The organism is Roseivirga sp. YIW32, assembly GCF_057219245.1.
The window spans coordinates 366,772-378,964 of record NZ_JBXVVG010000002.1; the positions used below are offsets into that span (position 1 = coordinate 366,772).

A 12,193-nucleotide genomic window follows, 5' to 3' on the forward strand; every position below is an offset into this window, starting at 1 on the left:
ATTTGCGACGAATTTAACGGTTTAAACGGCAAAGAAAAAGAGAGCTCACGCGAATTGAAATCGCTTAGAATCCATCTCCTTCAACAGTCCCTTTCTTTTTGAGTGTTTGTTGCGAATCCCCAGCCATTAAAAGGCGATAGGGCTCATCTATACCGTAGTAAAGTTTACGAAAATCAGTCACCCATTGGATAACCTCTGTCTGACTGATCAATAAGGGGTTAAAATTACCCACTTTGTATTTTCCGGTGTTGAACGTGTTCACGAGCGCGTTGAATGCTTCATTCGATGAAAACATTGCCAAGGTGTATCCATCGTAGTTGAAATAATACCAAGTACCATCCGTCAACTCCAACAACAAGGTAAAGATATCTCCTTCAGGCGTTTTTCTAATCTCTATGTATCCATCCACTTCTTGGTCAAGGTTAACATTGGAGACGTTCGACAAGCCGATCTTTCCTTTGCTAAAAAACGCATTATTCTGCTTAGACCAGGTGAGGTCTACATCTGAGATCACAATGTCTTTTTGAAGCAATGGAGATACAGAGAACAAAGGAATAGGCACTGTTCTGTACGAATTGTCCCATTTCTTTGTGGCTTCGTCACCAATAAATTCAGCCACTCTATAGATCAATTCGGAGCGATCGTCCAAGGCTTTAGGAACACCGACATTCTCACCGATCTTTTTCATATCACCAGCCATTGCACCTAAGCCTTCTGGCGAGAGCCCAAAAGAGATCGCAAACATGGCGCTGACATCAAATTTGGCAGAATCCAAAAAGCCTTTCCCTTTACCTGCCGACTCAATATTATCTCCTCGGTTTCCACCGAGAAAATCGAGTTTCCCCTCAAAGGTTACCGCCTGTTCAAATTCGTTGTAGGAAAACATACTGCCTGAGAAAAAACTAGAAGGGTCTTTTAATTTATTCGGATTATCAATTCTAAACGACCCATCCTTTGGTTCAAAATAGAGATCACCTCCTTTGGGAACGAAAAAGTCATAATCCATATAGTCTCTCTTTTCCGTAATGAAGGACATGTAAATATCTCCTTTGGCGTCAAAATGAAGCCCTGCATTTAAGGGTTGCCCTTGCCTGGTTAGTGCCTGGTCAAAAGGAACAATCACTTCGGTTATGTCATCATTCGATTGATACTCTATCCAAATATTTCGTTCTTTTAAGCCCGCCAAATCCAGTTTTACTGCACCATTCAAATCCAAAGCCTCCTTGTAGGCATACATGGTAATGTCTCCTTCAAAGATGAACCCTGACGAAACTTTTACGCCTCTGTCTCCGCTGACGTAACCACTGGCTCTCGTATGTGCCTTGGTATCGTCGGTCTCCGGAATTAATTCAAAATCATTAAACTCAATGGCAAAAGTATCCTGCAAGGCATTCACCAACTCATAGGTTGCCCGACCCACGAAGCGAGTTCTTGAAAGGATGTCGATCTCAGCATCAAAGAGACGATGATAGATACTTGCTGTATCGAAATAGATGGTTGCCTTCGTGAAACTCTCCAAAACCGAGTTCTCGAGCACAGTCAGGGAATCTCCCTGAGGTATGATTTGGGCATCGGCAACCTGTATGTATGGAACCCCTTTTATCGTCAGCTCACTGGTTTCTAGGTCGTAATAGGCCTCACTTCCATTGAAAACCAATGAATCAAGGGCCGTATTGGTCGAATAGAAGAAAGAGTTATCCAAAGGTGTTGAATCTGGTTTCGACATCACAATTGTCCGTGCTTCAATGTCCCATTTGGCGGTAGGTATAGACGTTTTGAACTGGGCATAAGGAAATTCTATGGCCGCACGTCCTGCAACTTCAGGTTCAATGGTGGCCACCTGAACTTCTAGATCATAATTCACATATACATCGCTTGAACTTAAAATCGGTCGTGATGACTGATCCGCATTAAGGGTAAAATCTGCATGTCGTGATTGAAAACTCAATTCTTGAAATTTGATAGAATCGGAACGCAGCTTACTGGCATCGAGCTGCATATCGCCAGCACCCGAGAGACCCTCGGCACCCAAAACCACATTTCCCCTTAGCAGGGCCTGATTACTAAAGAGCTTAAAGGGTTTTTGATCATTCTTATTGGTCAAGATCATGGAATCCTTTTTGGCCAACCAGTTCATGGCAAACTCTTCAATTGAAAGGTCAGGGAACTGGACGCCCTCACTATTTTGCGCCTTGATGGTTGCACGCAATCCATTTTCGGCCACTAGGGAATCGAGAAAGAAGGTTGACTTTTCTAATTCAAAACGCCCTGTTAGGTATTCGATGACACCGGTACTTGTTAAACCCGCTTTATCCAATCGGATATCGCCAATTATTCGTCCATTGGTTTGATAGACGCTAAAGCCTGAATCCGGCGGGGTGACTTTGATAAAACCAAAACTGTTATCGGGCATCACCTTTAAGTCAGCTTCAAACTCCGGCAGCATGCCATTGGAGTAAAAGGTGCCCGCAAACGCATATTTCGTTGGATCCGCATCCGCGACACTATCCAATTCGAATGGAGACACATCAAAATACACTGTACTGTCATAGGCCCCATCCAAGACATCTTCCTTGTCAAAAGCGACCTTTGCCTTCTGATCTGTCTTGAATATTGGGAAAGTAGGATTCGCTTTAAGAGCTGACTTATTACCTGGTTCATTGATGCGAAGTACACCACTTGTATTGACCAATTGATTACTCAAGGCTTGCCTTTGCCCCTTTTCCAATTCCACCTTGAGTTCAATGGAATTGATTTGATTCAACTCAACGCGGAAACTATCATACCTAAAGACAGAACGTGTTCCATTAAACTTAAAATTACCTGCATTCAAAGCTCCATCAAAAGCAATATCTCGGTTTTCTAGTATCCTGATCTCGCCATTTTGAGGCATTATAACCACATCCAACGAGTCACTGATGACAAATTGGTCTACCCCCCGAACAGTCATGGAGCTGTCCTTGAAACTAACCGTTGCATTGGGTTTGGTTCCGATAATGGAAGGGATCAACAGGTCGTCATAGTCGTAGCCAGAAGGGTTAAGCTGGGTGACGTAGGAATTATAGAAGTGCGCAGCCTTGGGAAGAATGGTAACTCGACCGATGTCTTCATCAAATTCGATAAACCCCTGTGCCTTTAAAAAGCGCATTGTACGCTCAACCAACTTCTCGTTCAATCGATATTTATCAGCGATCTGAGGGATGAACAGCTGATCTCCAACATTGGGAGCCATTTGCATGGCTAAGGTTAGCGGGTGAAAACCGAAGATCTGAGCCAAACTTTGGTACCTACTCTTGCTAAAGTAGTCTTTGGACTCGATGATCAGTGGAATCTCCCGTTTTGCTGCGACAATGGTCATGTCCAATGAGTCCACTCCTAGATCCCATGTCAACCTATCGCCGACAACCTCGATATCGAAAAAGGATGAACGGAAGGGGGTGTTTTCGTAGCCTTCTACTTTGGTCTCAGCTGTAAGCACCTCTGTTTCATAATTGAAGGAGAACTCGACCGCAGAATTCACTATTGAATCATTATTGTGGTATACGATGACGCTGGCATTTTGCGCTTTGGCTGTATTCCCTTTTTTATCAAAAACGAAATTCTTGCTGCTTACCTTGAACTTCTGATCACCCTCTTTGCTACCAATCAGTGTACTTTGCTCACCGTATTTGGTGTCGGTCAGCACTTCGTTCCCTTTCAAATGAAAGCCTCCAATGAAGGAAAGGTTATCATTCCCCAATCCTTTTACCCGGTTATTGGCGACATACGAAATGAACTCTGGGTATTGGGATAGCGCTAGCCGTGAAGGAGATAATGCCAATTTAATGTCTCCATTGGCGGGCTCTTCCAAATGACCGGCATCCTTTAACCAAACATTTTCAAAAACAAATTCTCTGCTGTTCTTCGGAAACCTATACTGCGACAATCGTGCGAAACGCTCCTCTGCTGCCACTCCTCTGTTTTCCCAGGTCAATCGGCCATCTTGACCACTAAAAACGTTCTCCGTTAAATTATAAAACCCTTCCGTTTCACGTATCACAAAAGTATCCAGATGATTCGCGATCAACAGATCCGCTTTCCTGATCTTGACCACAACGCCATATTCTTCGAGTATGGGAGCTAATGGCGCATCGAGCGGGCCTGTCGCAACAGGTGCTGAATTGTTGCTGGACGAGGCGTTCATCTGAGATGAACTAAAGACCTGCGTCTGACTAAAATCGGGTGGTTTGTTAAAGAGAATGTCAAAATCTGCATTCTTTAAGATCATGGAAGCCGACCGATCATTGGAAATGATTCCCTCCAACAGAAGACTTAACTGATTTAAATACCCATCAAAGGCCCTTCGGTCATTGTCAACTCCAAGTTTACCGATCACTTGTACCAATTGATCTAACTTATCATAAGTGTACTTCTGATCATCCTTTGCCTTGGTCAACAATTCAAAAACACCTTTGAAGTCATACACCGGACGAAATCCTTGGCGTTCAAGAGAGCTCAGCATAGTCAATAAGGTGTCATACGCAGCAGGCGGTAGGTTTTTCGCTTCTTGAAAAAAGAATTGGTAGGAAGGAGCAAAACGGGTCTGGTCTTGCGCTTCAATAAGCTCTTGAACCCCGGCTGTGACCCTTATTGAATCGGCTTGCTGCTGTGCTTTGGCTGAAAGCAGCAGAAAGACGAGCATCGTACATATCAGTAGTGGCCTTGGCATGGACTTATATAACGTACTAAAATCCGTTTTCTTGAACAATTAGCGTGCTTTTTCTAAAACAACAGCACACCATTTGTTCTTTTCCGAAGCGGTTACCTCCTTCAATCCTAGCGATTGCGCTTTTTCGATGATCTTAGGTTTATCAAAATCATAAAACCCACTGAGGAAAAGTGTTGCCTCTTTCGACATCAGAGCGACATAGTCCTCCATTTCTTCTAACAGGATGTTCGTATTGATATTTGCCAACACAATGTCGTAACTCTCTTGAATATCAAGGGCTTTGATCACTCCTTTGCTAACAAATTGAGGGATGACCTGGTTCAGTTCAAAGTTTTCCGTTGCATTGTCAATGCACCAATCGTCAATATCCGTTGCAGCCACGGTTGCAGCGCCCAGCTTAGACGCCATGATGGCTAAAATCCCTGTTCCACTTCCAATGTCGATCACTTTTTTCCCTTGATGATCTACACCTAATTGCAACGCAAGCATTTGTGCGGTCGTTTCATGATGACCTGTACCAAATGACATTTTTGGGTTAATGACGATCTCATAAGGAAATGAAGGATCCGAGGGATGAAAAGTAGCCCTCACATGTATCTCTTCACCCACTTTGATGGGGTCATAATTTTTCTCCCATTCTTCATTCCAATTTTCTTTTTTGATCTTTTTGAGCTCATACCAGATCCGCGTTTGGTCACGGTAATCATTAAAAAGGACTTGTAGAGCGGGATGATCAAAATGTTCTTCAGAGATATAGGCTTCGAAACCCACCTCTGTTTCGACAAATGAATCAAAATCAAGTAAGCCCATTTCGGCGATCAGAATATCCCTAAATGGCTCATCGCAATGAACATTGATGAGAATATAATCCATCAGTAGGATTTTGCAATTTCAACAAAGTCTCTCGACTTCAGGGAAGCTCCACCGATCAGGCCTCCATCAACATCAGGTTGCGCCAATAGTTCCTTAGCATTGGCAGGTTTCATGCTTCCACCATAAAGAATAGGGACTTCTTGCGCTACCTCGGTGCCAAAATGACCTGCAATTGACGACCGAATACTAGCATGCATCTCTTGTGCTTGCTCCGATGAAGCTGTAACTCCCGTACCAATAGCCCAGATCGGCTCATAAGCGATCACCACTTGTTGCATCTCGGCAGCGGAAAGACCAAAAAGGCTTTCTTCCAATTGTTTGTTGACAAAATCCACGTGTTCATTTGCTTCTCTCACGTCCAATGCCTCACCACAGCAAAAAATAGGTGTTAAGCCTTTGGCAAGTGCCAGTTTCACACGGCTAGCCAGTTGTTCGTTGGTTTCGAAATGATACTCCCTTCTTTCGCTATGGCCTAAAATGACATAATCGGCACCGCAAGATATCGCCATCTCAGCAGAGATATCTCCTGTGTATGCACCTGATTCATGCTCCGAAATGTTCTGCGCTCCAAGAGCAACCTTATCGGCACTTTTGATCAGGGAGGACACTGCACTTAAGTGAATGGCAGGTGTACACAACACAAGCTGCACGTCGTCATTCAGCTCATCGTTTACGATATGCACAACTTCAGAGGCCAGGGCTTTGCCTGCTGAAAGGTGAAGGTTCATTTTCCAGTTTCCGGCTATGATCTTCTTTCTCATTATCATCTTTTTGGTCAATCAAATATACTTGTATCCTGCGATTCTTCATGATTTGAGTTGAATAAAGCCTTGCAAACGATGTATGATTATCTTTGAGCAATGGCCTTTGAACATTCAAAAAAGAAACGCGCGCCTTTAGACTATAAATCGGCTTTGCAAAAAGCGGCAGATTACTGTGCCTATCAAGAGCGATCTCAACAGCAGGTGCGTGACAAATTATATGACTATGGCCTGCATCAGGATCAGGTTGAAGAAGCCTTATCTGAGCTGATCGTTCAAGGGTTCATCAATGAAGAGCGCTTTGCCAAGGCTTTCGTTGGAGGCAAGTTTCGAATGAAAGGTTGGGGCAAAAGAAAAATCGCTATGGCCCTCAAACAACACAAGATTTCAGACTATTGCATTCGCAAAGGAATGGAAGAGATCGACCCGGACGACTATTATCATACCTTATTGAAGCTTGCCGAGAAAAAGCTAGCGAGCATCAATAGTGATTCCGACTACATTCGGAAAGGCAAAACGACACAGTACTTAATGGGTAGAGGTTTTGAGCCAGATCTTGTGCGCGACGCCATTGAAGAAGCTTTACATACAAGTTGACCTTACGCTTAGTTGAATGTGCATCTCAGCAACTGCCAACGGTTTGCGTCCTTGTCCGTGAACATATGTCAAGCAGTTTTCACCAAGCCCTTCTGCCATAAGAAAACATAACGGAAACCCAACATGATCATGAAAGGTAGCACGGCGATGTTATACACTTGAAATCTTGTTACCCAAACAATAAGCATCAAAATCAGTAAAATGACCAAAAATCGTGCATAGACCCTTGTCCATCGCGGAGGATTCTTTTTCAACAAGTAAAAGGCCACGGCCAGATTTGGGAAAAAGGCCCATAAGACATTTAAGTTGTTAATGGTTGTGCTGTGATGAGTTCCGAACCAAAGAAAAACAAGCAATAGACCGATCAAGCCAGTGAAAAGAAAGAGGGCAAAATCTATGCCTCGAGAACGCTTTTTCTGCTGGTAATCCTTGTAGGTAAACACCATGACCATCACTGCGATCACGCTAAAGATCATCCAAGGTTGAATTTTCTCAACGGGTTGTTCCCAATAATCGGTTACCACCAAATCGCGTGTTTCCTTAACGGCAGGCATTTCAACTCCCTCTCGGATGATGGACGCATTCGCATAACCACTAAATACATAATCCGGAAGGTACATGTGCTCCTCTAATGTGGCTTTTCGGTCAATCAAATTGCCTAGGGCAATATCGATACCCAGATCGATCCAAGGATGATTAAAGGAATTCTGATCGACCATTTCTCGCATGGTATAAAAACGCTCCAAATGATCAGACTTAAAAACGAGCGTTTCGCCGAGCACCTCTTTGGGCACATCGCGTAGCTTGGTGGCGCAATTATCGAAGAACTGGTCATATCGATAATATGCATTTTCCGGCTTTGCATTCTCTTCCAAAAACTCAAAGATCTCTTGTACCTCCTGCTCTTCTAAATTAAGGATCTGCTCTTTTACCCACCGATTCTGGCGTTGATAGGCAGCCAAAAAGCGATTAAAATCAGCTTTTGCCACTTTATAATCTGCTGTTCCAAGGGTAAAATCATAATAGAATCCGTCCTCAAAAGAATCGTAAGACCCGTAATTGTAGACGCGGTCAAGACCAATGGTGGGATCTTTCACGCGAAAGGCGCTATGACCAAAAGCATCGTACAAATACTTGCCAGGCCCGATGGTAAGCAAGCTAACTTCAGCCTCTGTACTTAACCTGGGGTATTGGGCCACTAATTGGGCAGAAACGAACAATAAAACGACCAGTAGCCTAAACTTCATGGACTAAAACTAGGTATTTCTAAAAACAGTCGGTTAAAATATGATTCAAATTTCAGGCAGATTAATTTAACCCTGTGAATCGAAATTGGAACGATGGCCTGAATTACCTCAGCAAACTCAACATGCGGAGAGTTTGGAATATGCTCCAGCTAACTGGGAGCTACCTGCTATCAAAAGCCATGAAAAAACCCATTCACTGGGGGCTTCCAACAAGCGTTTCCATAGAGCCGACCACCAGTTGTAATCTGAGGTGCCCAGAATGTCCCAGTGGCTTACGTAGTTTTACACGCCCAACGGGCATGCTCACCGACCATACCTATCAACAGGTGATCGATGAACTTGCCCCTTCATTGACCTATCTGCTCTTCTATTTTCAGGGAGAACCTTATTTGAATCCCAAGTTCTTGGATCAGGTCAATTATGCAGCCAGTAAGAACATTTATACCGCTACCTCTACCAATGCCCATTACTTAAAAGATGCCATGGCTGAGAAAACAGTCCGTTCTGGACTCGACCGGCTGATCATCTCAATCGATGGGACCACTCAAGAAACTTTTGAACAGTACCGTGTTGGTGGCAAGCTTGACAAAGTGATCGAAGGCACAAAAAATATTGTGAAATGGAAACGTGCACTGAAGTCGAAAACGCCTCATGTCATCTTTCAATTCTTAGTGGTTAAACCTAATGAACATCAGCTGGAGGAAGTCCAAACGCTAGCCAAAGAACTCGGAGTCGATGAAGTAGCTTTCAAAACTGCCCAGATCTATGATTATGAAAACGGGTCGAAACTGATCCCAACGCAAGAAAAGTACAGTCGCTACAAGCAGTTAACCAATGGAAAATGGGCCATTAAAAATAAGCTCGTGAATCACTGCTGGAAGATGTGGCACTCCTGTGTGATCACATGGGACGGCAAGGTGGTCCCTTGTTGCTTTGATAAGGATGCTCATTACCAATTGGGTGAAATGGACAATGAATCCTTTGCCTCCATTTGGCATGGCAAAATCTATCAACAGTTCAGATCCAGCCTGATCCGTTCGCGCAGTGAAATCGAAATGTGTAAAAATTGCTCTGAAGGCACAAAAGTTTGGGCTTAACCCTTCAAATGCCCAGGTAACTCAAAATCTTTCTTGGATGTGGTGGCACATGCATTACAGCCTGCCGTTTCGCAGCCCGTTCCTACTTTATACTGCTTGTAGATCTTTCTTCCCATAAAAAAGGCAGCAGCGGCCACTAAAACGATGACAATGAAAATCTGCATATTTCTCTAACTCATTCGAGCCATTCAAAGTTCGGTAAATATCGGGAGATTCCCATTTGCTCAGGACTGACTTTCTAATTTTTCCAATGCTGCTGAATCAGTTGGAGCATTTCAGGTTGCACTGCATTTCCGGCAATGATCTCTCTTCCAAACAGAAAGTCACTTCCTCCTTTGAAATCTGTAACGATACCGCCAGCTTCTTGTACGATCAAAGCCCCTGCAGCCACATCCCAAGCATTGAGATTGTACTCGAAAAATCCTTCAAAACGTCCACATGCCGTATTCACAAGATCAATGGCCGCACTGCCCATTCGACGTAGGCCATGGGTCTGTTGCATAAAGTCATTGAGAATACTCAAATAAGCATTCATTTGCTCAAAGTCATAATAAGGAAAGCCTGTGGCCAAGAGCGCTTTATCGAGCGTCTTTACTTTCGATACCTCGATGGGCATGTGATTCAAAAACGCGCCTTGTCCTTTGGCTGCGTGAAAGCACTCATCACGCATGACATCATAGACCACACCCAAACTCAATTCCTTTCTTTTGATCAAGGCAACAGAGATGGCAAATATCGGCAGACCATGGGTAAAATTTGTGGTTCCGTCCAAGGGGTCAATGATCCAATTATAGGTATCTGATCTGTGGGTGGATGTGCCTTCCTCAGCAATAAATCCCGAACCCGGAAGCAGCTCCGCCAGTCCCATGACCAAACGCTTCTCCGCTTCCTTGTCCACATAAGACACTAAGTCGTTCTTCCCTTTGTATTGGATCTTTGATTCATCGAAGCTTTGTGCCTCCGTTCTGATAAAATCCCCAACCTCTTTGACTAAGACAATGACTTCTTGTAGGAGTTGCTGCATTCAACAAAGATAATTAGCTTTTACCGGCAAGTACGACCACAAACTCTCCTTTAATTCCCTTTTCTGAAAAATAGGCGATCACTTCAGACAAAGAACCGCGCACTGTTTCTTCAAACATTTTAGTAAGCTCTCGAGAGACAGAGACCTGACGGTCGCCACAAAACTCTTTGAGTTGCTCTAAGCATTTGATGAGGCGATGTGGTGATTCATAAAGAATGATGGTTCGCTCTTCTTCTGCCAGCACCTTCAACCTTGTTTGCCTCCCTTTTTTATGCGGCAAAAACCCTTCAAAAACGAACTTATCTGACGGCAGACCTGAATTCACCAAGGCAGGTACGAAGGCCGTAGCTCCTGGTAAGCAATCCACATTGATGCCCGCAGCAATTGCTTCCCGAACCAATAAAAAGCCCGGATCAGAAATAGCAGGTGTCCCTGCATCTGAGATCAAGGCAAAAGTCTCGCCTTGCCCCATGCGCTGAACCAAATGCTCTACGTTCTTATGTTCGTTATGAATGTGATAGCTCTGTAAGGGCTTATTGATGTGATGATGCTTGAGCAACTTGCCTGAGGTTCGGGTATCTTCTGCCAGGATCACATCTACTGCCTGCAATACCTTGATTGCCCTCAAGGTAATGTCCTCAAGGTTGCCAATGGGAGTTGGCACAAGATACAATCGACAGTTATCCATTAGATCAACTCATTAATTTTTGCAGCCAAGTCTCTATCTTTCTGGGTGATCGTGTTCCCTGCATCATGGGTGGTCAACTCTATGTTGACCGTGTTCCATACATTCGACCAATTGGGATGGTGATTCATTTTTTCCGCATGAATCGCCACTTTCGTCATAAAAGCAAAGGCCTCCGTAAAATCCTTGAACTGAAACTCTCTTACCAATCTGTTATTCTCTTCCTTCCACATGATCATTTCTTTTTTGCTGTTACAATGAATTGATAAGATAACTCATCTATGTCTATTTTGATTTCATCGAATCCTGCCGCCCTTAATTCTTTGCGGACGGTTCTGGGTGAAACCTTAAATTCATCTGATGGGCCCACTGGAATCTCGCCTAACTTAAAATCAACAATCACCAGAAGTGCCCCATTTTTCATCCCATCGAGCAACCGTAGTAAATACTGTGTTCGGCTAGGAAGTAAGGAATAGGTATTGACGATAAGTACTTTGTCCACCTCATTGCCCAGCAGATTCGGTACATCAGGAGGAGTCAGTCGTGCCTCAATGTTTTTGGTCCAATTTCCGAGAACGACTTTTTGTTCGTTAATGTATTCCAAGGCATTCGGATCAACCTCCAGAGCGATCACTTTTTCTGCCTCAACGGCCAATTTGAAAGTAAAATAACCCGAGCCAGCTCCGATATCGAGTACCGTCTCCCCGCTAATATCACCCAAAAGTGAAATGACCAAGTCAGGATTTTGCCATTCTCTTCGCAGTGTATCAGGACTTACTTCGGTACTGAGCTGTTCTGGAGCAGCTTGGGTCGCTTTAGGGCTCACCGACCTAGTGTTCTCTCTCTGCTCAGCACAACCGAGTACAATGGAGATGAGCGCAAAAAAGGCAATACTTCGCCAAATCATAAGGCAATCAAGCCTTCAATACTGCTTGCCTTTTGATAGATCTCAATCACACGATCACTGCTGGGCATCATTACTTTTGCCGTTACGCTGGTGTACTTTCCCTTACTAGAAGGTTTCAGTTGCAATTCTTTTTGAGGAAAAAGGGCCTTGACATCCTCCAATTTATCTTCTGTGACAATGAACTTGAACATGTACAGCGTTGGGAATTGATGTACATCGTCCAGCTTATCTTTGAATTCTGCTGTGGTAAACTTGCTCATCTTTATCGATTAAAGATTAAGATAAAAAAAAATC

At 43.8% G+C, this 12,193-nt stretch carries 12 protein-coding genes; 2 read left to right on the plus strand and 10 right to left on the minus strand.

Translation table 11 applies throughout. The annotated features are described in order from the left end of the window. Nucleotides 1–64: 64 nt before the first annotated feature. The 3 genes from AC2D6U_RS10450 to tpiA are packed head-to-tail and all read right to left on the minus strand — an operon-like array spanning nt 65 to nt 6,342. Nucleotides 65–4,708 (minus strand): hypothetical protein, encoded by a 4,644-nt coding sequence (locus tag AC2D6U_RS10450; protein ID WP_484720927.1) that lies wholly within the window; start codon nt 4,706–4,708, stop codon nt 65–67. A 39-nt stretch (nt 4,709–4,747) separates the two neighbouring features. Next, nucleotides 4,748–5,581 carry a 50S ribosomal protein L11 methyltransferase gene (prmA, locus tag AC2D6U_RS10455; protein WP_484720928.1) on the minus strand — a complete coding sequence of 278 codons (834 nt, stop codon included), beginning with the start codon at nt 5,579–5,581 and terminating at the stop codon, nt 4,748–4,750. Continuing rightward, on the minus strand, nt 5,581–6,342 hold the full coding sequence (tpiA, locus tag AC2D6U_RS10460) for a triose-phosphate isomerase (RefSeq protein ID WP_484720929.1): 762 nt from the start codon (nt 6,340–6,342) through the stop codon (nt 5,581–5,583). Before tpiA ends, prmA begins: the two co-directional genes overlap by 1 nt. A gap of 99 nt (nt 6,343–6,441) precedes the next feature. Here tpiA and AC2D6U_RS10465 point away from each other — a divergent pair, with 99 nt between their 5' ends. Further along, nucleotides 6,442–6,939 (plus strand): regulatory protein RecX, encoded by a 498-nt coding sequence (locus AC2D6U_RS10465; protein ID WP_484720930.1) that lies wholly within the window; start codon nt 6,442–6,444, stop codon nt 6,937–6,939. A gap of 68 nt (nt 6,940–7,007) precedes the next feature. On the opposite strand, the gene AC2D6U_RS10470 is transcribed toward AC2D6U_RS10465, so the two are convergent. Further along, entirely contained in the window at nt 7,008–8,186 is a 1,179-nt protein-coding gene (locus AC2D6U_RS10470; protein WP_484720931.1) for a lipoprotein N-acyltransferase Lnb domain-containing protein, read from the minus strand. Between the two features lie 74 nt (nt 8,187–8,260). Between AC2D6U_RS10470 and AC2D6U_RS10475 the strand changes: the two genes are divergently transcribed. Beyond that, the gene (locus AC2D6U_RS10475; protein ID WP_484720932.1) at nt 8,261–9,283 is read left to right on the plus strand and encodes an SPASM domain-containing protein; all 1,023 of its coding nucleotides are present in this window, start codon (nt 8,261–8,263) and stop codon (nt 9,281–9,283) included. On the opposite strand, the gene AC2D6U_RS10480 is transcribed toward AC2D6U_RS10475, so the two are convergent. From AC2D6U_RS10480 to AC2D6U_RS10505, 6 genes are all read right to left on the minus strand, one after another. Continuing rightward, nucleotides 9,280–9,447: a FeoB-associated Cys-rich membrane protein gene (locus tag AC2D6U_RS10480; RefSeq protein WP_484720933.1), complete on the minus strand. Its 168-nt coding sequence runs from the start codon at nt 9,445–9,447 to the stop codon at nt 9,280–9,282. The two genes, AC2D6U_RS10475 and AC2D6U_RS10480, sit on opposite strands and share 4 nt — an antisense overlap. Nucleotides 9,448–9,521: 74 nt before the next feature. Beyond that, nucleotides 9,522–10,307 (minus strand): inositol monophosphatase family protein, encoded by a 786-nt coding sequence (locus tag AC2D6U_RS10485; RefSeq protein WP_484720934.1) that lies wholly within the window; start codon nt 10,305–10,307, stop codon nt 9,522–9,524. Nucleotides 10,308–10,320: 13 nt separating this feature from the next. Further along, nucleotides 10,321–10,995 (minus strand): 16S rRNA (cytidine(1402)-2'-O)-methyltransferase, encoded by a 675-nt coding sequence (rsmI, locus tag AC2D6U_RS10490; RefSeq protein WP_484720935.1) that lies wholly within the window; start codon nt 10,993–10,995, stop codon nt 10,321–10,323. Further along, the gene (locus AC2D6U_RS10495) at nt 10,995–11,225 is read right to left on the minus strand and encodes a 4a-hydroxytetrahydrobiopterin dehydratase (protein ID WP_484720936.1); all 231 of its coding nucleotides are present in this window, start codon (nt 11,223–11,225) and stop codon (nt 10,995–10,997) included. Before AC2D6U_RS10495 ends, rsmI begins: the two co-directional genes overlap by 1 nt. 2 nt (nt 11,226–11,227) lie before the next feature. Next, nucleotides 11,228–11,899, minus strand: a complete 672-nt coding sequence (locus AC2D6U_RS10500) for a class I SAM-dependent methyltransferase (RefSeq protein ID WP_484720937.1) — start codon at nt 11,897–11,899, stop codon at nt 11,228–11,230. Continuing rightward, nucleotides 11,896–12,159, minus strand: a complete 264-nt coding sequence (locus tag AC2D6U_RS10505; protein ID WP_484720938.1) for a DUF493 domain-containing protein — start codon at nt 12,157–12,159, stop codon at nt 11,896–11,898. Before AC2D6U_RS10505 ends, AC2D6U_RS10500 begins: the two co-directional genes overlap by 4 nt. Between the last annotated feature and the right edge of the window lie 34 nt (nt 12,160–12,193).

Excerpts from the sequence above, each read along its gene's own strand:
- AC2D6U_RS10450 (WP_484720927.1), bottom strand. The coding sequence starts at position 4,708 with ATGCCAAGGCCACTACTGATATGTACGATGCTCGTCTTTCTGCTGCTT.
- prmA (WP_484720928.1), bottom strand. The coding sequence starts at position 5,581 with ATGGATTATATTCTCATCAATGTTCATTGCGATGAGCCATTTAGGGAT.
- tpiA (WP_484720929.1), bottom strand. The coding sequence starts at position 6,342 with ATGAGAAAGAAGATCATAGCCGGAAACTGGAAAATGAACCTTCACCTT.
- AC2D6U_RS10465 (WP_484720930.1), top strand. The coding sequence starts at position 6,442 with ATGGCCTTTGAACATTCAAAAAAGAAACGCGCGCCTTTAGACTATAAA.
- AC2D6U_RS10470 (WP_484720931.1), bottom strand. The coding sequence starts at position 8,186 with ATGAAGTTTAGGCTACTGGTCGTTTTATTGTTCGTTTCTGCCCAATTA.
- AC2D6U_RS10480 (WP_484720933.1), bottom strand. The coding sequence starts at position 9,447 with ATGCAGATTTTCATTGTCATCGTTTTAGTGGCCGCTGCTGCCTTTTTT.
- AC2D6U_RS10485 (WP_484720934.1), bottom strand. The coding sequence starts at position 10,307 with ATGCAGCAACTCCTACAAGAAGTCATTGTCTTAGTCAAAGAGGTTGGG.
- rsmI (WP_484720935.1), bottom strand. The coding sequence starts at position 10,995 with ATGGATAACTGTCGATTGTATCTTGTGCCAACTCCCATTGGCAACCTT.
- AC2D6U_RS10495 (WP_484720936.1), bottom strand. The coding sequence starts at position 11,225 with ATGTGGAAGGAAGAGAATAACAGATTGGTAAGAGAGTTTCAGTTCAAG.
- AC2D6U_RS10500 (WP_484720937.1), bottom strand. The coding sequence starts at position 11,899 with ATGATTTGGCGAAGTATTGCCTTTTTTGCGCTCATCTCCATTGTACTC.
- AC2D6U_RS10505 (WP_484720938.1), bottom strand. The coding sequence starts at position 12,159 with ATGAGCAAGTTTACCACAGCAGAATTCAAAGATAAGCTGGACGATGTA.